The following is a 24,755-nucleotide window of genomic DNA, read 5'->3' on the forward strand; positions in this document are numbered from 1 at the left end:
GGCCTGGATTGCGCCCTTAAACGCCATGTAGGCGGCAGCGGGACGCCTATAGTCGTGAGGAGAACGTGGGAAGTCAATTGCGTGTGTTACCGCGTTGTTACGGGTGGGGTGTTACCGCGGGGACTGATGCGATTCAGCACCATCGTGCAGCAATGGCAATGTGGGGGTGAGCTTGGTGGGGGCTTTTGTGGTCAGGTGACTTTTGTGGCGAGGGGGCTTGCCCCCGTCGGACTGCGCAGCAGGCCCATTTTTTTTGGGGCCGCTGCGCGACCCAGCGGGGGCAAGCCCCCTCGCCACAAAAGCCCCTTACCACAGGGATTCGTTCCAGCAGGGGATTCTGGTCAGGTTTGGGGCAATCGTTCCAGACCGACGAACGGGCACGCAGCGAGCAGTTCGTTGAGGCAGCGGCCATCAGCCAGGCGCAGATCCGCAGGCGCCAGTTCGGCCAGTGGATAAAGCACGAATGCTCGTTCCTGCATGTGATAGTGCGGAACCTTGAGGCGCGGTTCGTCGATCACCCTATCACCGAACAGCAAAATATCGAGGTCCAGGGTGCGTGGCCCCCAGCGTTCCAGCCGCTCACGGCCCTGGCCGTTCTCGATGGCCTGCAAGGCATCCAGCAACGCCAGAGGAACGAGTGTGCTGTCCAGGGCGGCCACCGCGTTGGTGTAACGCGGTTGGCCGGGAAGCAGCGAGTCACTTTGATAAAAAGCGGAAACCCCGGCCAGCTTCGATTGCGGTAGTTGCGTCAGCGCCTCGATGGCGCTGCGTAACTGTTCGGCAGGCTCAGCCAGATTGCTGCCCATACCGATGTATATGCGTTCCATGGGTTATTCGCCCGTGGCGCTCGAAGCACCGGCGGCGCGCTTGCGCTTGGAGCCGCTGCTGCGACGACGTTTGCGCGGGGCGCCGGTGCCGTCATCCTTGCCGCTGAGGTCGCGGATCATGTCGCGACGTTCGCTTTCGTTGGCGTCCTGATAGTCCGTCCACCACTCGCCCAGGCCGTCGGTCTGCTCGCCCGCGCTTTCGCGCAGCAGCAGGAAGTCGTAGCCGGCGCGGAAGCGCGGGTTGTCCAGCAGCAGGTCGGCGCGCTTGCCACTGCGTCGCGGCAGGCGTTCCTGCATGTCCCAAATCTCGCGAATGGGCATGGTGAAACGCTTGGGAATCGCAATGCGCTGGCACTGCTCGGCGATCAGTTCGTGGGCTGCTTCCTGCATTGCTGGAATCGGCGGCATGCCACGTTCCTGCAAACGCAGAACGCGTGCCGGCAGGGCGGGCCAGAGCAGCGCTGCGAACAGGAACGCCGGGGTTACCGGTTTGTTCTGCTTGATGCGCAGGTCTGTGTTGCTCAAGGCTTCGCTGATCAGCGTGTGGGTGTAGGTCGGGTTGTATTCCAGAGCTTCGGCGCTGGCCGGGAACAGTGGATCGAACAATTGCAGGTCGACCAGCATCTCAAAGGTGTCAGCGGCATGGCCGGACAGGAACAGCTTGAGCACTTCTTCGAAAAGACGGGCTGACGGAATGTCACGCAGGGTCGGTGCCAGATCGCGGATCGGCAGGGCGCTGTGTTTTTCGATGCCGAAATTGAGCTTGGCGGCGAAGCGCACGGCTCGCAGCATCCGCACCGGGTCTTCCTGGTAACGCTGCTTCGGATCGCCGATCAAACGGATCAGGTGATTGCGGATGTCGTGTACGCCGTTGGCGTAATCGAGGATGCGCTCGCTGACCGGATCGTAATACAAGGCGTTGATGGTGAAGTCGCGACGTTGCGCGTCTTCTTCCAGGGTGCCATAGACGTTATCGCGCAAGATGCGCCCGCTTTCGTTGCGCGAAGACTGGTTGCTGTCTTCATCGTCTTCATTTTGCGGGTGATTGGCGCGGAAAGTCGCGACTTCGATGATTTCGCGACCAAAGTGGATGTGCACCAGCTTGAAGCGGCGACCGATGATCCGCGCGTTGCGGAATTCGGCCCGTACCTGCTCGGGGGTAGCACTGGTGGCGACGTCGAAATCTTTCGGTGTAATACCTAGCAGCATGTCGCGCACGCAGCCGCCAACCAGGTAAGCCTGATAACCGGCGCCCTGCAGGCGTTCAACGATATTCACCGCGTAACGGCTGAATTGGCCCTTTTGCAGCGAGTGTTGACCGCTGTTGAGCACTTCAGGCGTGCTGCGAATGTGTTGCACAGGACGCTTGGGGGAACGGAATGACTGGAACAGCTTCTTCAGCATGGGATGCACTGTTTGAAGGAATATTCGGCCATAACAGAAGAATGACCGCATGATGGGCGGGGATTCTAGCATTTAGTCGGGGGATGGTGTAGGACGACGCAAATTGACCTTGTAGGAGCGAGCACGCTCGCGAGGGTAGTCAACGATAACGCGGGGTGTCAGGTGGCCAACGGCGTCAGTAGGTTTTTCGCGAGCATGCTCGTTCCTGCAGGTACAGGGTTTGTCATTCGAGCCGCCAAATCGCAGAAACTACAAGGGGAGCCGAAGCTCCCCAAGAAGTAGTTGCATGCTCTATTTTTATTTTTGGTTTCGGGCTTCTTGTTTTTGTTGAGTGCCCACGTCATGAAGCTTCCTTCATGACCCTCCCAATCGGGAGTCAAGAGCAAACGGATTGCTTTGGTCGCTGAGTTGCAGTGATCTTGCGATCCAACCAGTACAGGCTCTGTCTAATGACAGTTTTTTGTTGTTCTCGGCCTGGTCGTGGGGCTAGCCCCAAATACAACGCCTCTCCAAAAGAATCAGTTAGCTGCGCCTCTCGCCGTCTTGTTTTTATTGTGCGTGAGTCGATTCGTCTTATTTTTATTGTCTTGTGCATTGCTTGTTATTGTTCTTGTACCAAACATATAGCAGGGTGCGTGCCAACTTTTGCAAGGCCCAGTAAAACAAGGGTTTAGGCCGCTTGGGAAGGTTCTTGCAGGCGAAAAAAAGCCGGGGCTTCGTTACCGTAAGCCCCGGCTTCTGTTACGTGGAAAACCTCAGGTAACAGTTTTTTCACAAATTCATGTGTTACCCGCACATGAGACAGCTACGGTTCAGCTCTCGCTGGTAACCCCGGTCTTGCGTCGTGGTATGCCAAGGCGCTGGCGGCGTTCCCACAGGCATTTGCGACTGACCCCGAGCTTGCGAGCCAGCTCGGTCTCGGTCATGTGGTCCTGATGTTCGAGAACGAAATGCTGGAAATAGTCTTCCAGGGACAGGTCTTCGGTCGGCTCGTGGTTGGTGTTGCCGGTATTGCCGTTCCCCTGCTGCGGCGGCAAACCGATGAATTCGTCGTCTTCCAGATCTGCAAGCTCGATGTCGATGCCCAGCAGCTCGGCGGAAATCTCCGGGCTCTCACACAGGATGACGGCGCGCTCGACGGCGTTTTCCAGTTCTCGAACGTTACCCGGCCATGAGTAGTGGCGAATGGCTTGTTCCGCATCCGCCGCGAACTTCAGATCGGTGCGGTTGATCCGTGCGCTTTGCCGCGCGAGGAAGGCGTTGGCGATTTCATTGACGTCAGCACCCCGTTCGCGCAGCGCGGGCAGCTTCAACGCAATGACGTGAAGACGGTAATAAAGGTCTTCGCGGAACTGACCGATTTTCGCCAGGCTCTTGAGATCGCGGTGAGTCGCGGCGATCAGGCGCACATCGACTTTCTGCGACTGCACCGAGCCTACCCGACGAATTTCGCCTTCCTGCAATACGCGCAGCAGGCGAGCCTGGGCTTCCAGGGGCAGTTCGCCGATTTCGTCGAGGAACAAGGTGCCGCCGTCCGCCGCTTCGACCAGGCCGGCGCGTCCGGCGCTGGCGCCGGTGAATGCGCCTTTTTCATGGCCGAACAGTTCGGACTCGATCAGGCTTTCAGGAATGGCGGCGCAGTTCACCGAAATCATCGGTGCCTTGGCGCGTTTGGACAGGTTGTGCAGGGCGCGCGCCACCAGCTCTTTACCGGTGCCGGATTCGCCCTGGATCAGCACATTGGAATCGGTCGGCGCGACTTTGCGGATCTTGCTGTACAGGTCCTGCATCGGTGGGCAGGAACCGATAATGCCGATTTCACCGTTGCTGTTGTCGGTAGCCGATTTCGCCGCGCCATTGGCGGCCTTGCCGGTTGCCGGCTCGCCACCGGCTTGCACCGATTGCCGGTCGCGCAGGATTCGCGCGGCGGCCTGGAGCATTTCGTCGTGGTCGAAGGGTTTGGCGATGTAGTCCACCGCGCCCATCTTCATCGAGTCTACCGCCGAGCGCAGGCTGGCGTAGCTGGTCATGATCAGCACCGGCGTGCCTTGAGCGAGTTTGATCAGTTCGGTGCCAGGGGCGCCGGGCAGGCGCAGGTCGCTGACGATCAGATCGAACGAGGGAATGGTGAAGCGTTCTTGTGCTTCCTGCACGGAACCGGCTTCGCTGACCTGGTACTGGTTGCGTTCCAGCAGGCGGCGCAAGGCGGAGCGGATAATGGTTTCGTCTTCGACGATCAAAATGTGCGGCATTGATTCGATTCTCTCGACGGTCTCAGTTCACAGCGGACGTCGCTTCGACATGACGCGGCAATGTCACCCGGATACGGGTGCCGCGTTGGCTCTGTACATCAGCCGGGCTGTCGATGGTGATTTGTCCATAATGCTCTTCAACGATGGAATAGACCAGTGCAAGGCCCAGACCGGTGCCTTCGCCAGGGTCCTTGGTGGTGAAGAAAGGTTCGAACAATCTATCCATGATGCTCGACGGAATACCGCTGCCTTCGTCCTCCACGATCAGATCGACCGTGTGTTCGCCGGCTTCGCTCTTGACGCGCACCGCGCTGCCCGGAGGCGAGGCGTCGCGAGCGTTCGAGAGCAGGTTGATCAACACCTGGGCCAACCGCTGCGGGTCGCCTTCAACCCAGTGGTCGGGGTCGCACAGGTTGTAGAACTGCACTTCGAAATTGCGTCGGTTCAGGGCCAGCAGGCCAATGGCGTCCTGGGCCACTTCCGCCAGACAGACGGGCTCGTCACTGTGCTGATGGCTGCCGGCATGGGCAAAGCTCATCAGCGACTGGACGATGCGCGACACACGTTTGGTCTGCTCGAGGATCTGGCCGCTGATTTCCTTCAACTCGCCGTCTTCCTCGCGCTCTTCGCGCAGGTTCTGCGCCAGGCAGGCGATACCGGTGATCGGGTTGCCGATTTCATGGGCTACACCCGCCGCCAGTCGGCCGATGCTGGCCAGGCGCTCGGAGTGCACCAGCTTGTCTTCGAGCATCTGGGTTTCGGTGAGGTCTTCCACCAGCAGCACCAGGCCACTGTTGCCCGGAGCCAGGGGTTCATCGATCGCCGCTTTGTGCAGGTTGAGCCAGCGGGTCTGGCCATCGAGGGCCAGGTGCTGTTTGTGCAAGTGCTCGTCCGGCAGGTTGATAAAACCTTGCAGCAGTTCTTTCCACGGATCGGCAATGGTGCTCAGGCGCGAGCCGACCACACGCTGTGCGGCAATCCCGGTGAGTTCCTCCATGGCCTTGTTCCACATGAGGATTTCCTGGTCCTTGGCCAACGAGCAAACGCCCATTGGCAACTCCTGCAGTGTTTGACGGTGATAGCGACGCAAGGCGTCGAGTTCAGCGGCCAGGCCGGTCAGGCGAGAGTGATAGTCCTCAAGGCGACTTTCAATAAAGTGGATGTCTTCGGTGACATAGTTTTCACCGCCGGCCTTGTACGGCAAGAAGGTCTCGACCATGTCCTGGGCCACGCTCGGCCCCATCAGGCCGGAGAGGTTGGCTTCGATGCGGTCACGCAGGCGGCGCAAGGCATACGGGCGGCGCTCGTCGAAGGGCAGGTAGAGGTCGCGCAGGGCCTGTTCGACTTCCTTCTGCGCCGCTTTGGCGCCCAATGGTTTTGCCAACTGCGTGGCGAACTCCTGAGGTGAGGCGGCGTGCAGTTCGCGGCGTTGCGGGCGGCGCACGTTGTCCACGGCACAGGCTTCGGCGGCGCTGGCCTCTTCAGTGCTGGCGTTGGTGAAGAGCGAGATCAGGGTGAACATCAGTACGTTGGCAGCCAGCGATGCGATAGCTGCCATGTGCCAACTGGTGTCGTCCAGGACGTAGATCATGTTCAGCAGCGGAATATAGAAACCCTGAAGGTTGCCGACCAGCGGCAGCAGCATGGTCACGATCCACACCAGGATCCCCGCCAGCAACCCGGCGATGAAGCCGCGACGGTTGGCAGTCGGCCAGTACAGTACCGAGAGCACGCCCGGCAGGAACTGCAGTGTGGCGACGAAGGCAACGATGCCGAGGTTGGCCAGATCCTGCTCGGCGCCCAGCAGCAGATAGAAGCCATAGCCGGCCATGATGATTGCGACAATCAGCGCTCGGCGAGTCCACTTCAGCCAGCGGTAGATGTTGCCTTCGGCCGGTGGTTGATACAGCGGCAGCACCAGGTGGTTGAGAGCCATGCCGGACAGGGCCAGGGTGGTGACGATGATGAGGCCGCTGGCGGCGGACAGCCCACCAATGTAGGCCAGCAGCGTCAAGGCCTTGCTGTTGGCGGCAATGCCAATGCCCAAGGTGAAATATTCGGGATTGGTCGTTGCTCCGAGTTTCAGTCCGGCCCAGAGAATCAGCGGCACGGCCAGGCTCATCAGCAACAGAAACAGCGGCAAGCCCCAGCTCGCGCTGACCAGCGAGCGCGGGTTGAGGTTTTCGGTAAAGGTCATGTGATACATGTGCGGCATCACGATCGCCGAGGCGAAGAACACCAGCAGCAGCGTGCGCCATGGGCCTTCCTGCAAGGGGGTATGCAGGGCGGCGAGGGCGGTCTGGTTATGCAGCAGCCACAGTTCAAGCTGTTGCGGACCGTCGAATACCCCGTACAAGGCATACAGGCCGACGCCGCCCAGGGCAATCAGCTTGATCACCGATTCGAAGGCAATCGCGAACACCAGGCCTTCATGCTTTTCGCGGGTGGCGATGTGTCGGGAACCGAAGAAAATCGTGAACAGTGTGATCAGTGCGCAGAAACTCAGGGCCACGCGATGCTGCACCGGCTCGCGGGTCAGGATGCCGATGGAGTCGGCGACCGCCTGGATCTGCAAGGCCAGCAGTGGCAACACGCCGACCAGCATGAAAATCGTGGTCAGGGCACCGGCCCAGGTGCTGCGGAAGCGGAAGGCAAACAGATCCGCCAGGGACGACAACTGATAAGTGCGGGTGATCTTCAGGATCGGATAGAGCAGCACCGGCGCCAGCAGAAAGGCTCCGGAGACGCCCAGATAGCTGGATAGAAAGCCGTAGCCGTACTGATAGGCCAATCCGACCGTGCCGTAAAACGCCCATGCGCTGGCGTAGACCCCGAGTGACAGGGTGTAGGTCAGCGGGTGGCGAATGATCGCCCGGGGGATCATGCCCCGTTCGCTGATCCAGGCCACGCCGAACAGTACCGCCAGGTACGCGGCGCTGATCAGGATCATCTGGGTCAGGCTAAAGCTCATCGGCATCTTTTTGGCTCTGCAGGATGAAGGTCACGACGATCAGAATCAGCCAGAGCAGATAGGGGCGATACCAAGCGCCTGTGGCGTCGATCCACCAATCCATGATGGCTGGGGAAAACAGGTAGATCCCCACTACCAAAAGCAGGACCAAGCGATAGATGTACATCCCGGCCTCTCTTTTTTATGCGCGTGCCCGAAAACGAGCGGCGATGGTAACGGATGGGCGCACGACTGCAAGTGTGATCACAGCAGCTGTGCCTCCGGCAGGCTCAGTGTGCGCGGGATCAGCAGCGCATCCCAGTGGGCAATCCCCCAACTCAGCACTTCCCGTGGCGTGGCGTAAGCCAGTTCGGTTCCCGGATGTTGCCCCAGTGCGCGCAGCGCTCGCAGCAACAAAGGTGTTGCCTGATCTTCGTTTAGCGGTGGAGAACGGTAGGATTTTCCGAGTTTGTTGCCGTCCGGCTGGGTAATCAGCGGGATATGCAGGTAGCGCGGCGGCGGCAGGCCGAGCAACTCCTGGAGATAAAGCTGACGGGGCGTGGAATCCAGTAAATCGGCACCCCGTACGATGTCGGTGATGCCTTGCCAGGCATCGTCCAGTACCACTGCCAATTGATAGGCATATAGCCCGTCGCGCCGGCGAATCACGAAATCGCCGACTTCCCGACCCAAATGCTGGCGGTATTCGCCTTGTACCCGATCGATGAAGTGATATTCGAGTTCGGGCACCCGTACGCGAATAGCCGCATCGTCGGGACCGTGACCGGCATTGCGGCACAGTCCTGGATAGATGCCGTGATACGGCTCCAGTTGTTTGCGCGAGCAGGTGCAGGCGTAGGCCAGGCCATGGTTGAACAGGCGATTGAGGACTTCGGCGTAGGCATCATGACGCTCGCTTTGCCGAACCAGCTCGCCATCCCATTCGAACCCATAGCTTTCCAGCGCCTTGAGGATCGCAGCCTGGGCGCCAGGCTCTTCACGGGGTGGATCGAGGTCCTCCATGCGCATCAGCCAGCGGCCACCCACTGCGCGCGCATCCAGGTACGAGGCGAGCGCTGCGACCAGCGAGCCGAAATGCAGATGGCCACTGGGCGTGGGGGCGAAACGCCCGATGTAGGGAGAGGCGATGGCAGTCATGAGGGCGATGTTACTTGTATGGGGTGGCACGAACCACCTGTGGAGCGGGCTGCCCGCGAAGAGGGTGTGTCAGCAACATGTATGTCGACTGATACTCCTCATTCGCGAGCAAGCCCGCTCCCACAGGTTTCTTGCCGAAGCAAATGTCAGAAACAAAAACGGAGCGTCAAAACGCTCCGTTCCTGGTTCAAGCCGCTATTACTTGCCGACTTGTTTTTCCTTGATTTCCGCAAGGGTCTTGCAGTCGACGCACATGTCGGCGGTAGGGCGGGCTTCCAGACGCTTGACGCCGATCTCGACGCCGCAGGATTCGCACCAGCCATACTCTTCGTCTTCGATCAGTTGCAGCGTTTTGTCGATCTTCTTGATCAACTTGCGCTCACGATCGCGGGCTCTCAGTTCGAGGGCGAACTCTTCTTCCTGGCTGGCACGGTCTGCCGGATCCGGGAAGTTGGCCGCTTCGTCCTTCATGTGGTCAACGGTACGGTCGACTTCCTGCATCAAGTCCTGCTTCCACTTGTTCAGGACCTTGGTGAAGTGCGCGCGCATGGGCTTGCCCATGTATTCCTCGCCCGCTACTTCTTTGTAGGGTTCGAAGCCGCTGATTGTCGGCTGATGCTGCTGCTTTGCTTGGGTGGGCATGAAATGGACCGCCTCTACTCTTGTAATCCATCTGCGCAGGACTGCTCTACCGACACCTGCCGGCCCTGCGGCTGCAAGCGGGCGAACTTACCAGATCAAATCGGACCGCGCCACTCCCTGATGTCAAGCGCGTGGCCCAAGGTGCTTGCAAATGATGACAAAGCGTTGTCTGTTGGCTCTGGAGCCCTGCTCAATAATTGATTTTAGTCAAACCTGGGGCGCCCGTCAGAGTCGTTTGCGCCCGCGGTTATAAGGGCTCTGACCGCTTTAAGTTCTCGCTCGTTCCTGTGCTTGGGTAGAATCGTTCTTTTTCCCGTTGAAGGAAGGCCAATGGCTCAGTCCTACAGTGCCCGCAGTCGCGCAATCGAACCTTTCCACGTCATGGCTCTGCTGGCGCGGGCCAACGAATTGCAGGCGGCCGGCCACGATGTGATCCACCTGGAAATCGGCGAGCCGGATTTCACCACTGCCGAGCCGATCATTCAGGCGGGGCAGGCGGCTTTGACGGCGGGGAAAACTCGTTACACCGCAGCCCGCGGCATTCCCGAGCTGCGAGAGGCCATTTCCGGTTTCTATCAGCAGCGCTACGGGTTGAGTATCGATCCACGACGCATCCTGATCACGCCTGGCGGATCAGGCGCGCTCCTGTTGGCCAGCGCCTTGCTGGTGGATCCGGGCAAGCACTGGCTGCTGGCAGACCCGGGCTACCCCTGTAACCGGCATTTCCTGCGCCTGGTGGAAGGTGCGGCGCAGCTAGTTCCTGTGGGGCCGGAGGTGCGCTACCAACTGACACCTGGTTTGGTCGAGCGGCATTGGGATCACGACAGCGTCGGTGCATTGGTCGCGTCGCCTGCCAACCCGACCGGCACCATCCTGACCCGCGACGAGTTGGCGGGGCTGTCTACTGCAATCAAGCAGCGACACGGCCATCTGGTGGTTGATGAGATTTATCACGGCCTGACTTACGGCACCGATGCAGCCAGCGTGCTGGAAGTCGATGACAGCGCTTTCGTGCTTAATAGTTTTTCGAAATATTTCGGCATGACGGGTTGGCGTCTCGGCTGGCTGGTTGCACCCGATGCTGCCGTCGGTGAGCTGGAGAAGCTCGCGCAGAATCTGTACATCAGTGCGCCAAGCATGGCCCAGTACGCGGCCCTGGCCTGTTTCGAGCCCGGGACTATCAGCATTCTCGAAGAGCGTCGCGCCGAGTTCGGAAGGCGTCGGGATTTTCTGCTACCAGCCTTGCGTGAGCTGGGTTTTCGCATTGCCGTCGAGCCTGAAGGGGCGTTCTACTTGTACGCTGATATCAACAAGTTCGGCGGTGATGCCTTCGCGTTCTGTAAACATTTCCTCGAAACGGAGCACGTGGCGTTCACTCCGGGGCTGGATTTCGGCCGCTATCAGGCCGGCCATCATGTGCGTTTCGCCTACACGCAGAACCTTGAGCGTTTGCAGGAAGCGGTGGAGCGCATCGCTCGCGGTTTGCGGAGCTGGCAAGGCTGATGCGTTTTCATCCTGCACTCGAAGAAGGCCGACTAATTCGTCGTTACAAGCGTTTTCTCGCCGATATTGAGACCGTTAGCGGCGAGTTGCTGACCATTCACTGTCCGAACACCGGCTCGATGCTCAATTGTCAGGTCGAAGGCGGCCAGGTCTGGTTCAGTCGCTCCAACGATCCTAAACGCAAGTTGCCGGGCACTTGGGAGATCGGTGAAACCCCTCAGGGGCGGCTGTTTTGTGTGAACACCACGCGCGCCAACGGCTTGATCGAAGAAGCTCTGCGGGCCGGTGTCATCACCGAACTCAATGGTTTTACCGGGCTCAAGCGTGAAGTGGCATACGGTCAGGAAAGCAGCCGCATCGATTTTCGACTCGACTATCCTGGTGGCCCGGCCTATGTCGAAGTCAAAAGCGTCACCCTGGGTTTTGATGGCACGGCGGTGGCGGCCTTTCCTGATGCGGTGACTCAGCGCGGGGCCAAGCATCTGCGCGAGTTGGCACACCTGGCCCGAGACGGTATTCGTGCAGTTCAGCTGTATTGCGTATGCCTGACCGGAGTCGATGCCGTGCGCCCTGCGCAAGAAATCGATGCGGCCTACGCGCAGGCGTTGCGTGAGGCAGTGGCTTGCGGAGTCGAAGTGTTGGCTTACGGTGTGCGCTTGAGCCACGAAGAAATGGTGGTAGAACGGCGTCTTGACGTGTTGCTGGGTGGCTAGAGGCTGACCCAGATCCCCTGTTCGTCTTCGCGGCAGGGGACGCTGGCCAGGGATTGCCCGGCACAGGGGCCGGCGATACATTCGCCGTCCTCGATCAGGAACAGGGCGCCATGGGTGGCGCACTGGATCAGGCTCTGGCTGTCGTCGAGAAACCGGTCCGGATGCCATTCCAGCGCAACGCCACGGTGGGGGCAGCGGTTGACGTAGACATAAACCTGTCCTTCCCGGCGCACTGCAAACAGTTTCTGTCCTTCGACTTCGAAACCGCGACTGCTGTCGTCAGCCAGCTCGGCACCTGCACAAAGCAACTTCATGTCTATCCTCTGTCCCGCCAGCCTGTCCGGTAGTGGCGGTGGAAAACCTGAGATTATCAAATGGCCTTTATCCTGGGGCAATCCACATTTTCCACAGGCAAAAAAAGACCCGGCAAGAGCCGGGTCAAATAACCGTGATTAGCCTGATGAGGAGATAATCTGAGAGTCCGAACCAAGGGCAATTCAGAAAATCGACCAGTCTCGCGACCAGTTTTGATAATCATATCGATTCTCATTACCATGTCAACCGCTGTTTTTCTGTTTCTTCCATTTGGTCGTTTTCGACGTCTCGAATGTCGTAATCATTGCCTTGGAGTTGGCTCAATTCTTGTGGCGTGACGAAATGGCCTCGAGCTGCTTGTTCAGGGCTTCCTTGCGTTCGGCAGGAATATCGTTCCAGTGTACGTCCATGAGGGCGCCTTCAATTGCATACAGCAACACCTTTGACGCGCGAAAACCGCGCGTGCGCACGGCCCGGTAAGCGTCCACCGCTCCCAGGCGACGCAAGTCCGAGGCGCTATGGATGCCCACGGCATGCAGCCATTGCGCCGACGTCTTGCCAAGATTCTTCAGGTGTTGCAGTTCATCATTCATCGAGCCTCCTTGCGATGGCCGAATAGTGCGCGAGGGCAGTATTGAGGAGTGTAGCCATCAGTAGGAAAAGCGTTATCGTTTGGTCGTTTTCGACGCAAACGCTTCTAAGGAGGGAATTTTGGAGAGAGCTCGATGAGGCGCGAACGTGGCCGGAACCAGCGCCTGGAAACGGCGTTCGTGAGAGAAGAAAACTCATGGTCCGGCGCGCAGAAAAGGCGCCGGACTGTCCAGTTTGCGGACTGTTTCAGCGTGTGCGGTAACGCAGTCGTGTGCCGAAATTCATCGACATCAGGATCTCGTCGGCACTCAGTTCCGGCGGAAAGTAGGTTCCGGAAATTTGCGCATGGGCCAGGCTGGCACCTTCCAGTCTGGCTTTGCGAAAGTCGATGCCACGCAAGTCGGCAGAGCGGAAGTAGGCGTCCGAAAAGTCTACGCCATCGGCATTCAATTCCCGCAGATCCAGCCCACGGAAGTCCCCTCCCACCATATCGATAGACTCATTGAGCGGGCGCTCGCTATTGAAGCCGCTGATGTCGTCTTTGTGCAGCAGCGCATAAAGCGGGGTGTCGAGAAGTTTGGGCTGGCTCATGTCGCATCACCTGATGGTTTTATGACGCCAGTATAGTGCCACTATTTGGCGGCCGTGAAGCCAGCGAGGGCTTCACGACCGAAATAGTTTTACAAGCCTGGAAGGCGTTGACGGATTTGCGCGACAACGGTATCCAGAGTCCCGCTTTCATTGGTCTGAACGCGTTTGCTGCAGAGGATTTCTGCTGGCGTCAGTGCTTCGCGGCTGGCTTGTTGGGCAGCGATAACCGCCAGGGTGGCATCCGAAGGGTCTTTTTTATCGGACTGGCGCAAGGCCAGCCAGCTTTCGATGACTGCCTGCGGTGCGTTGCAGTCGAGGATCAGGAACGGCGCGCCTGTGGCTTCGGCAACTTTCGCCGCGAGCACGCGTTGATCCTGCTTGAGATAGGTAGCGTCGATCACCACCGGGAAACCTGCCCGCAGAATGACATCGGCAATTTCATGCAGGCGGGTATAGGTGGCGACACTGGCGTCGGCACTATAGATGCCGGCCTGCAGATCGTTGGCTACGGTTTGTTCGCCAAACATGCGTTTACGCTCGACATCGGAGCGCAGGCGAATGGCGCCCAAGGCTTCCACTAGGCGCATGGCCACGTGGCTTTTGCCGACGGCGGAAACACCGTGGGTAATGGCCATGAAGCGCGAAGGTATGGTGCTGTAGCTTTCCGCCAGGTTGGCGTAGTTGCGGTACTGACGCAGGGTGGTTGCGCGCTGCACGGCGGTGGCGTCCGCCGGCATGCTGAACAGCGCGACCTTGGCGCGGACCAGCGCGCGGTAAGCCTTGTAGAAATTCAGCAGTTCGAGGCCCTGGTAGTCGCCGGTCAGCTCCAGGTACTGGCTGATGAAGCGCCGTGCCAGGCATTTCAGGCCGCGGTCTTCCAGGTCCATTGCCAGGAAGCCGGTGTCGGCATAGACGTCGGTAAAGCGGAACGGTTCGTTGAATTCGATGCAGTCGAAGATCACAACCTTGCCGTCGATCACGGTCGCGTTGCCGAGGTGGATGTCGCCGTGGCACTCGCGGATGAAACCATCGGCCTTACGCTGGGCGAACAGTGGCTTGAGGCGTTCGAAGCTGCTCTCGGCCCAGGCCTGCAGGGCATCGAGTTGCAGCAAATCGGCCTTGTCACTGAGGAACGGGCGAATCTGTTCGAAGTTCTGGCGCACCGGTGCCATCACGCTGTCCGGGGTGCCGGCCTCGTGCTCGGCCGGAACTTTCGGGGCGCTGAGGTGGAAGCGGGCGATCTGCTCGGCCATCTCGTCGATGTGCGCAGGGGTCAATTCGCCATTGGCTTGCAGGGTGCTGAGCAATCCGGTCTGCGGGAACTGGCGCATTTTCAGCACATATTCGATAACCGGGCCGTCACCGCCCAGTTGCGGCGCTTCGGCACTGCCGGTGACCGGCATAACTTCCAGATACAAATCGTCGGTCAGGCGCTGGTTCAGGCGCAGCTCTTCACCGCAGAATTTTTCCCGAGCCTGGAGGCTGGTGAAGTCGAGGAAGCCGAAGTTGACCGGCTTCTTCACTTTATAGGCAAATGGGCCGGTGAGCAGGACCCAGGAAATATGGGTCTCGATGACCTGGAACCCATCTACAGGGTGCGGGTAGAGGGCAGGGTTTTGCAGGGCAGCGATCAGGGACTGGCTCACGGGCGATCCTTCAGAGTCTGGGAAATTCGAGGTCGCCATTATGGCCGCAAGTCCGCTCGACGCAAACCTCGGAGCGCTCCTGTTGACTAGCCATAAAGTGCGTATAATCCGCCGCCATGACTCGTACTCGAACTCCCCGCACCCCCAAAAAACCACCCTCCAGAGGCCTGAGCCCCTGGTTAGGCTGGGCCATTAAACTCAGTCTGGTCGGCCTTGTCGTGCTGGCCGGATTCGCCGTGTACCTCGACGCGATCGTCCAGGAGAAGTTCTCCGGCAAGCGCTGGACCATTCCGGCCAAGGTGTATGCGCGCCCGCTGGAACTGTTCGTCGGGCAGAAACTGAGCAAGGACGATTTCCTGACCGAGCTGGATGCCTTGGGCTATCGCCGTGAAAGTGTGGCCAACGGCCCGGGCGCCGCTGCAGTCAATGGCAATACCGTCGACCTTAATACCCGCGGCTTCCAGTTCTATGAAGGCATGGAGCAAGCGCAGCCGGTGCGGGTGCGGTTCTCCGGTGACTACGTCGCCGAACTGTCGGCGACCAACGGCTCGAAACTGTCGGTTGTGCGCCTGGAGCCGCTGCTGATCGGCGGTCTGTATCCGAAAAACCTCGAAGACCGGATTCTGATCAAGATCGATCAGGTGCCACCGTATTTGCTCGAAACCCTGGTGGCTGTCGAGGATCGGGATTTCTATCATCATTTTGGTGTTTCGCCGAAGTCGATTGCACGGGCGATCTGGGTCAATGGCTCGTCGGGCCGTATGCGCCAGGGCGGCAGTACCCTGACTCAGCAGCTGGTGAAAAACTTCTACCTGACCAATGAGCGCAGCCTGAGCCGAAAGCTCACCGAAGCCATGATGGCGCTGCTGCTTGAGTTGCATTACGACAAACGCGAAATCCTTGAGGCGTACCTCAATGAAGTGTTCGTCGGTCAGGACGGTCAGCGTGCGGTGCACGGTTTCGGCCTGGCCAGCCAGTTCTTCTTCAGTCAGCCGTTGGCTGAACTCAAGCTGCATCAAGTGGCTCTGCTGGTGGGGATGGTCAAGGGGCCATCTTCCTATAACCCGCGGCGCTATCCGGAGCGTGCCCTCGAGCGGCGCAACCTGGTGCTCGATGTGTTGCAGGAGCAGGGCGTGGCTACGGCTGAGCAAGTCGAGGCGGCGAAGAAGATGCCGCTGGGCGTGACCAAGCGCGGCAGTCTTGCCGACAGCTCATTCCCGGGCTTCCTCGATCTGGTCAAGCGTCAGCTGCGCGAAGACTATCGCGACGAAGACTTGACCGAAGAAGGCCTGCGCATCTTCACCAGCTTCGACCCGATCCTGCAGATGAAGGCCGAAGCTTCGGTCAACGACACCTTTAAACGCCTGGCGGGGCGCAAGGGCTCTGAAGACGTCGAAGCGGCGATGGTCGTGACCAATCCGGAAACCGGTGAAGTTCAGGCCATGATCGGCAGTCGTCAGGCCAGCTTTGCCGGGTTCAACCGCGCGCTGGACGCGGTACGCCCCATCGGCTCGCTGATCAAGCCGGCGGTATACCTGACCGCACTCGAGAAGCCCAGCCAGTACACCTTGACCAGTTGGTTGTCGGACGAATCCTTCTCGGTCAAAGGGGCGGACGGTCAGGTCTGGAAACCGCAGAACTACGATCGCCGCTCTCACGGCACAGTCTTCCTTTATCAAGGGCTGGCGCATTCCTACAATCTGTCGACCGCGCGTCTGGGTCTGGCGGTGGGCGTTCCGAATGTTCTCAAGACCCTGGCGCGTCTGGGTGTGAGCCGTGAGTTCCCGGCATTCCCGTCGATGTTGCTCGGCGCCGGTGGCATGACCCCGATCGAAGTCGCGACCATGTACCAGACGCTTGCCAACGGTGGCTTCAACACACCGATGCGCGGGATTCGCAGCGTACTGACGGCAGAAGGCGAGCCGCTCAAGCGTTATCCGTTCCAGATTCAGCAGCGTTTTGATCCAGCGTCCATCTACCTGATCCAGAGCGCCATGCAGCGTGTCATGCGTGAGGGTACCGGCAGCTCGGTTTACAACGTGTTACCGAAAACCTTGACCCTGGCGGGCAAGACCGGCACCAGTAATGATTCGCGGGACAGCTGGTTTGCGGGCTTCAGCCAGGATTTGCTGGCGGTGGTCTGGCTGGGTCGTGATGACAACGGCAAGACGCCATTCACCGGTGCGACCGGTGCGTTGCAGGTCTGGGCCAGTTTCATGCGCAAGGCCGATCCGCTGCCGCTGGACATGCCGCAACCGGATAACATCGTCCAGGCTTGGGTCGATTCGCGTACCGGGCAGGGTTCTGACGCCGGCTGCCCAGGTGCTGTGCAGATGCCGTATATTCGCGGCAGCGAACCGCCTCCCGGTGCCGCTTGCGCTGGCGAAGGCCCGGCATCGGGCGAATCGGTGATGGATTGGGTCAAAGGCTGGATGAATTAAGCAAAGAGGGTTTCAAGTGAACAAGTGGTTGATTCCAGCGGTTGCCGCCGTAGCTTTGCTCAGCGGTTGCTCCACCGTACAACGTGGCTCGATTCCGGTTGTGGACGCCGGCACTGCCGTTTCCAACAGCGAGCGGATTTCGGCGAACGGCGGCTTCCGGCAAACGACGGTCAAGCGGCCTGCGCAAGCTCAGGTTCAAGAAATTCCGCAGGGTGATAGCGGAGTCGTCGTAATGGTTCCGGGAGCGGGCGCCATGACCTCGACCCCGATCAGCACGACCCCGATTACCCCGGGGCCGGTCAGTTCCGGCCCGATCACGCCAGGGCCGATTGATACGACTTCGGGGCAGTCGGCACCGATCAACCAGGGCAGTTACAGCATGCCGTCGACGCCAAGCGGGATTCCGTCGGCCAGTTCCGGCGGCCTGTCTGCGGACGAGCAACTGGATGGCCCGGTGTTGGCGCTGTTGACCACGGCGCAGCAGCAACAGGCCAGCGGTGACCTCAACGGTGCCTCCTCCAGCCTCGAGCGCGCCCAGCGTGTTGCACCTCGCGAGCCACAGGTTCTGTACAAGCTTGCGCAGGTGCGGATGGCCCAGGGCGATGCGGCGCAGGCAGAGCAGTTTGCCCAGCGCGGCCTGACCCTGGCCAACGGTCGGCCGGCACTCCAGGCCAGCCTGTGGGATCTGATCGCCCAGGCACGGGAAAAACAGGGTGACTCTGCGGGCGCTGCACAGGCTCGGCAGAAAGCCAAGGTTTCACTGTGATGGATGCGCGCTTTCCCCGGATAGCCGACCAACTGCTGTTGATCGAGCGTGAACTGCGGGTGCAAGGCTGGTGGGATGAAGTCCCACCATCGGCCGAAGCGCTATCGAGTGTCGAGCCGTTCTCGGTCGACACCCTGGAGTTCGAGCAGTGGCTGCAATGGATCTTCCTGCCGCGCATGAAGGCGATCCTCGAACAGGACTTGCCGCTGCCCAACGCTTCGGGCATTCAGGAAATGGCGGAAATGGTCTTTGCTTCGCGCAATGTGCAGGGCAGGGATCGCCAACTTCAGGTGTTGCTCAAAGAGTTCGATCAATTGATCAGCGCCGCCCGCTGAAACCGTAAAAGTCAGATAGTCCCTAGGGTTGTGGGTTGGCGGTCAGGTAGCGACCGCCAAGTCTGTGATGCAGAAGTGCGTTCGCGTGCCAATTTTCTGCCAAAACTTGCGCAATTGAAGCTAAGACCGCTGGGCTTTACGGGTTTTTTCTTGCGTTCTCATATGTTTAGCAGAATAAAGCACATAGACGACTTGACTTGCAGGGGACGAAACAGAAGAATCCAAAGTCCGCTGTAGAGGGACTGCCAGAAGCAGGCCCACTCGGCAGATCATGAGGCGCACACCCGCGCCGACCTGTTACACCCGCAACGCGTTACCTCGCGCTGGGTGGGAAAGGCCCGCAACACTTGGGACGATCCCAATACTTGCTCAGTCAGTGCTGACGTAGTCGGCGACCACCGTCGCTCATGCTCTGCTGGGAAGTAAACCTATTAAGACCCGTTCCATTTTTCGTGGGCGGTATTCTGGCGTTTTAGAGGTGAGCAACGTGGAGCTTTTATCTGGCGGTGAGATGCTCGTCCGCTTTTTGCGCGACGAAGGCGTCAAATATATCTACGGGTACCCGGGTGGTGCTCTTCTTCATGTTTACGATGCCCTGTTCAAAGAACCGGAAGTGACCCACATCCTGGTTCGTCACGAGCAAGCGGCTACCCATATGGCTGACGGCTATGCCCGTGCCACCGGTAAAGCCGGCGTGGTATTGGTGACATCCGGTCCAGGTGCCACAAACGCCATTACCGGTATCGCCACTGCCTATATGGACTCGATTCCAATGGTGGTCATCTCCGGTCAGGTGCCAAGCACCATGGTCGGCACCGATGCATTCCAGGAAACCGACATGATCGGTATTTCCCGGCCGATCGTGAAGCACAGCTTCATGATCAAGCACGCGTCGGAAATCCCTGAAGTCATGAAGAAGGCTTTCTACCTGGCGCAATCCGGTCGTCCGGGCCCGGTCGTTGTCGATATCCCGAAAGACATGACCAACCCGGCCGAGAAGTTCGAATACATCTTCCCGAAAAAAGCCAAGCTGCGCTCCTACAGCCCGGCTGTACGCGGTCACTCCGGCCAGATCCGCAAGGCGGCAGAAATGCTCCTGGCGGCCAAGCGTCCTGTGTTGTACGCGGGCGGCGGCGTGATCCTCGGCGGTGGTTCCGCACCACTGACCGAACTGGCGAAAATGCTTAACCTGCCAGTGACCAATACCCTGATGGGGTTGGGTGCCTACCCTGGCACCGACCGTCAGTTCATCGGCATGCTCGGCATGCACGGCAGCTACACCGCCAACCTGGCGATGCACCATGCCGATGTGATCCTTGCAGTCGGCGCGCGCTTCGACGATCGCGTGATCAACGGTCCGGCCAAGTTCTGTCCGAACGCCAAGATCATCCACATCGACATCGACCCGGCTTCGATCTCCAAGACCATCAAGGCCGATGTGCCTATCGTTGGTCCGGTTGAGAGCGTCCTGACCGAGATGGTCGCGATCCTCAAGGAAATCGGCGAGACCCCGAACAAGGAGTCCGTTGCCAGCTGGTGGAAGCAGGTCGACGAGTGGCGCGGTGATCGTGGCCTGTTCCCTTATGACAAGGGCGACGGCAGCAAGATCAAGCCACAAACGGTCATCGAAACCCTGTGCGAAGTGACCAAGGGCGACGCCTTTGTAACTTCCGATGTGGGCCAGCACCAGATGTTCGCGGCGCAGTACTACCGTTTCAACAAACCGAACCGGTGGATCAACTCCGGTGGCCTGGGCACCATGGGCTTCGGTTTGCCGGCGGCCATGGGTATTGCGTTGAGCTTTCCGGAGGCCGACGTCGCCTGTGTTACGGGCGAAGGCAGCATCCAGATGAACATCCAGGAGCTGTCGACCTGTCTGCAATACGGTTTGCCGGTAAAAATCGTCATCCTCAACAACGGTGTGCTGGGTATGGTTCGCCAGTGGCAGGATATGAGCTACGGCAGCCGTCACTCGCATTCCTACATGGAATCGTTGCCTGACTTCGTCAAGCTGGCAGAGGCCTACGGCCACGTCGGCGTACGCATCACCGAGTCCAAGGACTTGAAGTCGAAGATGGAAGAGGCGTTCGCCATGAAGGATCGCCTGGTCGTGATCGATATTTCGGTCGACACCAGCGAGCACGTCTATCCGATGCAGATCAAAGACGGCTCCATGCGCGATATGTGGCTGAGCAAGACGGAGCGTACCTAATCATGCGGCACATTATTTCCTTGCTTCTGGAAAACGAACCCGGTGCTCTGTCCCGTGTGGTTGGTCTGTTCTCGCAGCGCAACTACAACATCGAAAGCCTGACCGTGGCCCCTACCGAAGACCCGACCCTGTCGCGTCTGACGCTGACCACTGTCGGCCACGATGAAGTGATCGAGCAGATCACCAAGAACCTGAACAAACTGATCGAAGTGGTAAAACTGGTCGACCTGTCGGAGAGTGCTCACATCGAGCGCGAGCTGATGCTGGTCAAGGTCAAGGCCACCGGCGCCCAGCGCGCCGAGATCAAGCGCACCACCGATATTTATCGTGGACAGATCGTCGATGTCAGCGCCAGCGTGTATACCGTTCAACTGACCGGTACCAGCGACAAGCTCGACAGCTTCCTTCAGTCCATCGGCACTGCCTCGATACTGGAAACCGTCCGTAGTGGCGTGACCGGGATTGCTCGCGGCGACAAAGTACTCAGCATCTAAACCAAATTAGCGAATGGCCTGAACGGCCTGATATAGGGGAAATTCATGAAAGTTTTCTACGATAAAGACTGCGACCTGTCGATCATCCAGGGCAAGAAAGTTGCCATCATCGGCTACGGTTCCCAAGGTCACGCTCAAGCGTGCAACCTGAAAGACTCCGGCGTTGACGTGACTGTTGGCCTGCGTAAAGGCTCGGCCACCGTTGCCAAGGCTGAAGCCCATGGCCTGAAAGTGACTGACGTTGCTTCCGCTGTAGCGGCTGCCGACCTGGTCATGATCCTGACCCCGGACGAGTTCCAGTCTTCCCTGTACAAGAACGAAATCGAGCCAAACATCAAGAAGGGCGCTACCCTGGCCTTCTCCCACGGTTTCGCGATTCACTACAACCAGGTTGTGCCGCGCGCTGACCTCGACGTGATCATGATCGCGCCGAAAGCTCCAGGCCACACCGTACGTTCCGAATTCGTGAAGGGCGGCGGTATCCCTGACCTGATCGCTATCTACCAGGACGCCTCGGGCAACGCCAAAAACGTTGCACTGTCCTACGCCGCCGGCGTTGGCGGTGGTCGTACCGGTATCATCGAAACCACCTTCAAGGACGAGACCGAAACCGACCTGTTCGGCGAGCAAGCCGTTCTGTGCGGCGGTACCGTTGAACTGGTCAAAGCCGGTTTCGAAACCCTGGTTGAAGCTGGCTACGCGCCAGAAATGGCCTACTTCGAATGCCTGCACGAACTGAAGTTGATCGTTGACCTCATGTACGAAGGCGGTATCGCCAACATGAACTACTCGATCTCCAACAACGCCGAATACGGCGAGTACGTGACCGGCCCGGAAGTGATCAACGCCGAATCCCGTCAGGCCATGCGCAACGCCCTGAAACGTATTCAGGACGGCGAGTACGCCAAGATGTTCATCAGCGAAGGCGCCACCGGCTATCCTTCGATGACCGCCAAGCGTCGTAACAACGCCGCTCACGGTATCGAAGTCATCGGCGAGCAACTGCGCTCCATGATGCCGTGGATCGGTGCCAACAAGATCGTCGACAAAGCCAAAAACTAAGTCACGCCCTTGTACGAAGAACGCGGCTAAGGCCGCGTTTTTTCGTTTGCGGGGCGCTTCTGGTATAAAGCTGCATCGTTTGCGGTCGAACCGTCGTCCCCAGACACCAGTCCAAACTTTCCACCCCGTTGCAAGGTAATGTCCATGAGCGAACGTCCCGAAGAGCCAAACCAGGCTTCTGACGCCGAAAGCCTCCTGCCCGTCGATGAGCATATCGAGGAAGGGCACGACGCTGAAGGTCGTAAAGTCCGGCATCGTGGTATCTATCTTCTGCCGAATCTGTTTACCACTGCGAACCTGTTCGCAGGGTTTTACTCCATCATCAACTCGATGAGTGCACAGGCAGCCCTGAGCGCCGGTGACTCGGTCAATGCGAGCAAGTATTTTGCATTCGCCGCCATCGCTATTTTCGTGGCAATGGTGCTCGACGGCCTCGATGGTCGCGTTGCGCGCATGACCAATACCCAGAGTGCCTTCGGTGCCGAGTACGACTCGCTGTCGGACATGGTTGCCTTTGGTGTGGCGCCGGCATTGCTGGCGTTCGGTTGGGCCCTGGGCGACATGGGCAAGGTCGGCTGGATGGTCGCCTTCATTTATGTGGCTGGCGCGGCATTGCGTCTGGCGCGCTTCAACACTCAGGTCGGTACTGCGGACAAGCGCTACTTCATCGGCCTTGCCAGCCCGGCAGCTGCCGGTGTGGTGGCGGGCATTGTCTGGGCGTTCAGTGATTACGGCATCCAGGGCTCTAAAATGTCCTTCCTGGTGGCGCTGATGGTAGCTGCGGCCGGCATGCTGATGGTCAGCAACATCAAGTACAACAGCTTCAAGGAGCTGGATCTGAAAGGTCGCGTGCCGTTCGTGGCCATACTTGCCGTGGTGCTGGTATTCGCGGTGGTGTTCAGCGATCCGCCACGCATCCTGTTGCTGGTGTTTCTCGCCTACGCTGCCTCAGGTCCGGTTCAATACCTGTTACGTCTGCGCCGGCACAAAAACCTGTAATTTCCCTCATACTCCGCAGTCTATTGGTGCATCTGTTCTCCAAAACTGCGGAGTAGCCATGCTGATCAAAGTCCCCAAAGCGTCCGACTGCCATGAGTCGGACGTCACGCCTGAATCCTTCTATCTTTCTCGTCGCCATCTATTAGGTGCAGCCGTTGCCGGTCTGGCAGCAAGCGGTTTGCCGTGCTGGGCCGGTGCAGATGAAGCAGTCCGTTATGCAGACGTCGAACCTGGTAACGCGCCTTCCTGGTTCACCGAAAAACTTCCAGCAACCAGGTGGGGGGCGGTCAACGTCAAGGACGAGGCGATCACGCCATTCAAGGATGCTACCCACTACAACAACTTCTATGAGTTCGGCGCCGACAAAGGTGACCCGGCGGCGAACGCCGGAGCGCTGAAGACGCAGCCATGGACAGTGGTAGTGGATGGGGAGGTTGGCAAGCCTGGGCGCTATGCACTTGAAGACTTCATGAAACCCTATCAGTTGGAGGAGCGGATTTATCGTCTGCGCTGCGTGGAGGCCTGGTCGATGGTTATTCCATGGATAGGTTTCCCCATCTCGGCGTTGCTCAAGGAAGTCGAGCCAACCTCAAAAGCCCGGTTCATTCGTTTCGAAACCCTGCAGGACCCCAAGAGCATGCCGGGGCAGCGGTCCGGGTTTGCCCTGATCGACTGGCCTTACGTAGAAGGGCTGCGCCTGGATGAGGCGATGAATCCGCTGGCGATTCTGGCGGTGGGGATGTACGGGCGGGAGTTGCCTAATCAGAACGGTGCGCCGCTGCGTTTGGTGGTGCCATGGAAGTACGGCTTCAAGAGTATCAAGTCTATTGTGCGGATCAGCCTGGTGAGCGAGCAGCCGAAAACCACCTGGCAAAGTATCGCTGCGGATGAGTACGGCTTTTATGCGAACGTGAACCCTGCGGTTGACCACCCCCGCTGGACCCAGGCCCGTGAACGACGCCTGCCCAGTGGCCTGTTCAAGCCGAATGTGCGAGACACGCAGATGTTCAATGGCTATGCCGATGAGGTCGCTTCTCTATATACAGGGCTCGATCTGCGGGCGAACTACTGATGCGATATCCGCTCTGGCGTATGGGGGTATTCGTTGCTGCACTGGTCTGGCCGCTGCTTTGGTTGTATCAGGCATGGGGCGATTCGCTGGGGCCGGATCCAGGCAAGGTATTGGTTGACCGGTTGGGCTTGGGAACGCTTGTCCTTCTTCTCATTACATTGAGCATGACACCCCTGCAGAAGCTCACCGGTTGGGTAGGGTGGATCGCTGTCCGCCGACAGCTGGGGTTATGGTGTTTTGCCTATGTGGTCCTGCACTTGAGCGCCTATATGGCGTTTATCCTCGGTTTTGACTGGTCGCAGTTGGGTGTCGAATTGCGCAAGCGTCCTTACATTATTGTCGGAGTCCTGGGGTTTCTCTGTTTGTTGGCGTTGGCGGTGACGTCCAATCGATACAGTCAGCGCCGCTTGGGGTCTCGCTGGAAGAAGCTGCATCGCCTGGTTTATGTGGTTCTGGGCCTGGGGTTGCTGCATATGCTCTGGATTGTGCGGGCTGATCTGAAGGAATGGGCGATTTATGCAGTTATAGGCGCGTTGCTGATCGCATTGCGAATACCGCCTGTGACCAGGCGAATTCCACGCCTGATGAGCAAAAAGGGCACTTCTGCCAAAAAAGCGTAATTAGTGGTTGACGGCAGATTCTGGAAGCCTATAATTCGCCCCACTTCCGGCGCAGTCGAAACAGAAAACTCCTTGGTAAACAATGAGTTACGCAGTTTTCGACAGCAAGTTGCTTCAGTTCATCGAAGCCGAAAGGGAGTTGAAAAAGAGGTGTTGACAGCA

General features: G+C 59.0%; 22 protein-coding genes. 11 read left to right on the forward strand and 11 right to left on the reverse strand.

Annotation, left to right across the window (positions count from 1 at the left end):
• Positions 1–341: 341 nt before the first annotated feature.
• The 7 genes from folK to dksA all read right to left on the reverse strand — a co-directional run bounded on the left by folK (position 342) and on the right by dksA (position 9,233).
• Positions 342–827 (reverse strand): 2-amino-4-hydroxy-6-hydroxymethyldihydropteridine diphosphokinase, encoded by a 486-nt coding sequence (gene folK, locus ASE98_RS21790; RefSeq protein ID WP_060543374.1) that lies wholly within the window; start codon positions 825–827, stop codon positions 342–344.
• A 3-nt stretch (positions 828–830) separates the two neighbouring features.
• Positions 831–2,231: a polynucleotide adenylyltransferase PcnB gene (locus tag ASE98_RS21795; protein ID WP_060543375.1), complete on the reverse strand. Its 1,401-nt coding sequence runs from the start codon at positions 2,229–2,231 to the stop codon at positions 831–833.
• An 812-nt stretch (positions 2,232–3,043) separates the two neighbouring features.
• Positions 3,044–4,483 carry a sigma-54-dependent transcriptional regulator gene (locus tag ASE98_RS21800; protein ID WP_060543376.1) on the reverse strand — a complete coding sequence of 480 codons (1,440 nt, stop codon included), beginning with the start codon at positions 4,481–4,483 and terminating at the stop codon, positions 3,044–3,046.
• Positions 4,484–4,505: 22 nt separating this feature from the next.
• Positions 4,506–7,460: a sensor histidine kinase gene (locus tag ASE98_RS21805; protein ID WP_162237410.1), complete on the reverse strand. Its 2,955-nt coding sequence runs from the start codon at positions 7,458–7,460 to the stop codon at positions 4,506–4,508.
• Positions 7,444–7,620: a hypothetical protein gene (locus ASE98_RS26720; RefSeq protein WP_003176118.1), complete on the reverse strand. Its 177-nt coding sequence runs from the start codon at positions 7,618–7,620 to the stop codon at positions 7,444–7,446. The genes ASE98_RS21805 and ASE98_RS26720 overlap by 17 nt, the downstream gene beginning before the upstream one ends.
• Positions 7,621–7,697: 77 nt before the next feature.
• Positions 7,698–8,582, reverse strand: a complete 885-nt coding sequence (gene gluQRS, locus ASE98_RS21815; protein WP_177336995.1) for a tRNA glutamyl-Q(34) synthetase GluQRS — start codon at positions 8,580–8,582, stop codon at positions 7,698–7,700.
• Between the two features lie 207 nt (positions 8,583–8,789).
• Positions 8,790–9,233 carry an RNA polymerase-binding protein DksA gene (gene dksA, locus ASE98_RS21820; protein WP_060543379.1) on the reverse strand — a complete coding sequence of 148 codons (444 nt, stop codon included), beginning with the start codon at positions 9,231–9,233 and terminating at the stop codon, positions 8,790–8,792.
• 330 nt (positions 9,234–9,563) lie between these two features.
• On the opposite strand from dksA, the gene ASE98_RS21825 reads away from it, so the two are divergent.
• The gene (locus ASE98_RS21825; RefSeq protein WP_060543380.1) at positions 9,564–10,736 is read left to right on the forward strand and encodes a pyridoxal phosphate-dependent aminotransferase; all 1,173 of its coding nucleotides are present in this window, start codon (positions 9,564–9,566) and stop codon (positions 10,734–10,736) included.
• Entirely contained in the window at positions 10,736–11,449 is a 714-nt protein-coding gene (gene sfsA, locus ASE98_RS21830; protein WP_060543381.1) for a DNA/RNA nuclease SfsA, read from the forward strand. The genes ASE98_RS21825 and sfsA overlap by 1 nt, the downstream gene beginning before the upstream one ends.
• Here sfsA and ASE98_RS21835 read toward each other — a convergent pair.
• The 4 genes from ASE98_RS21835 to ASE98_RS21850 all read right to left on the reverse strand — a co-directional run bounded on the left by ASE98_RS21835 (position 11,446) and on the right by ASE98_RS21850 (position 14,592).
• Positions 11,446–11,763 carry a Rieske (2Fe-2S) protein gene (locus ASE98_RS21835; RefSeq protein WP_060543382.1) on the reverse strand — a complete coding sequence of 106 codons (318 nt, stop codon included), beginning with the start codon at positions 11,761–11,763 and terminating at the stop codon, positions 11,446–11,448. The genes sfsA and ASE98_RS21835 overlap by 4 nt on opposite strands.
• Before the next feature lie 321 nt (positions 11,764–12,084).
• A complete protein-coding gene (locus ASE98_RS21840) occupies positions 12,085–12,357 on the reverse strand; it encodes a TfoX/Sxy family protein (RefSeq protein WP_007971093.1) in 273 nt (90 codons plus the stop codon).
• A 244-nt stretch (positions 12,358–12,601) separates the two neighbouring features.
• Positions 12,602–12,946 carry a pentapeptide repeat-containing protein gene (locus ASE98_RS21845; protein ID WP_060543383.1) on the reverse strand — a complete coding sequence of 115 codons (345 nt, stop codon included), beginning with the start codon at positions 12,944–12,946 and terminating at the stop codon, positions 12,602–12,604.
• Positions 12,947–13,035: 89 nt separating this feature from the next.
• Positions 13,036–14,592 carry a bifunctional aminoglycoside phosphotransferase/ATP-binding protein gene (locus ASE98_RS21850; protein ID WP_060543384.1) on the reverse strand — a complete coding sequence of 519 codons (1,557 nt, stop codon included), beginning with the start codon at positions 14,590–14,592 and terminating at the stop codon, positions 13,036–13,038.
• 116 nt (positions 14,593–14,708) lie between these two features.
• Between ASE98_RS21850 and mrcB the strand changes: the two genes are divergently transcribed.
• From mrcB to msrQ, 9 genes are all read left to right on the forward strand, one after another.
• Entirely contained in the window at positions 14,709–17,033 is a 2,325-nt protein-coding gene (gene mrcB / locus ASE98_RS21855) for a penicillin-binding protein 1B (protein WP_060543385.1), read from the forward strand.
• A gap of 16 nt (positions 17,034–17,049) precedes the next feature.
• A complete protein-coding gene (locus ASE98_RS21860; RefSeq protein WP_060543386.1) occupies positions 17,050–17,799 on the forward strand; it encodes a tetratricopeptide repeat protein in 750 nt (249 codons plus the stop codon).
• Positions 17,799–18,134 carry a YqcC family protein gene (locus tag ASE98_RS21865; RefSeq protein WP_060543387.1) on the forward strand — a complete coding sequence of 112 codons (336 nt, stop codon included), beginning with the start codon at positions 17,799–17,801 and terminating at the stop codon, positions 18,132–18,134. Before ASE98_RS21860 ends, ASE98_RS21865 begins: the two co-directional genes overlap by 1 nt.
• Positions 18,135–18,621: 487 nt before the next feature.
• Positions 18,622–20,346, forward strand: a complete 1,725-nt coding sequence (locus ASE98_RS21870) for an acetolactate synthase 3 large subunit (protein ID WP_060543405.1) — start codon at positions 18,622–18,624, stop codon at positions 20,344–20,346.
• A gap of 2 nt (positions 20,347–20,348) precedes the next feature.
• Positions 20,349–20,840: an acetolactate synthase small subunit gene (gene ilvN, locus ASE98_RS21875; protein WP_060543388.1), complete on the forward strand. Its 492-nt coding sequence runs from the start codon at positions 20,349–20,351 to the stop codon at positions 20,838–20,840.
• A gap of 45 nt (positions 20,841–20,885) precedes the next feature.
• Positions 20,886–21,902: a ketol-acid reductoisomerase gene (gene ilvC / locus ASE98_RS21880; RefSeq protein ID WP_007909969.1), complete on the forward strand. Its 1,017-nt coding sequence runs from the start codon at positions 20,886–20,888 to the stop codon at positions 21,900–21,902.
• A 144-nt stretch (positions 21,903–22,046) separates the two neighbouring features.
• Entirely contained in the window at positions 22,047–22,901 is an 855-nt protein-coding gene (gene pssA / locus ASE98_RS21885) for a CDP-diacylglycerol--serine O-phosphatidyltransferase (protein ID WP_060543389.1), read from the forward strand.
• A gap of 58 nt (positions 22,902–22,959) precedes the next feature.
• Entirely contained in the window at positions 22,960–23,973 is a 1,014-nt protein-coding gene (gene msrP / locus ASE98_RS21890; RefSeq protein WP_060543390.1) for a protein-methionine-sulfoxide reductase catalytic subunit MsrP, read from the forward strand.
• Complete coding sequence (gene msrQ / locus ASE98_RS21895) at positions 23,973–24,593, forward strand: protein-methionine-sulfoxide reductase heme-binding subunit MsrQ (RefSeq protein ID WP_060543391.1); 621 nt, start codon at positions 23,973–23,975, stop codon at positions 24,591–24,593. Before msrP ends, msrQ begins: the two co-directional genes overlap by 1 nt.
• Positions 24,594–24,755: the final 162 nt, after the last annotated feature.

The organism is Pseudomonas sp. Leaf48, from assembly GCF_001421885.1.
In the GTDB taxonomy this organism is placed as follows: domain Bacteria; phylum Pseudomonadota; class Gammaproteobacteria; order Pseudomonadales; family Pseudomonadaceae; genus Aquipseudomonas.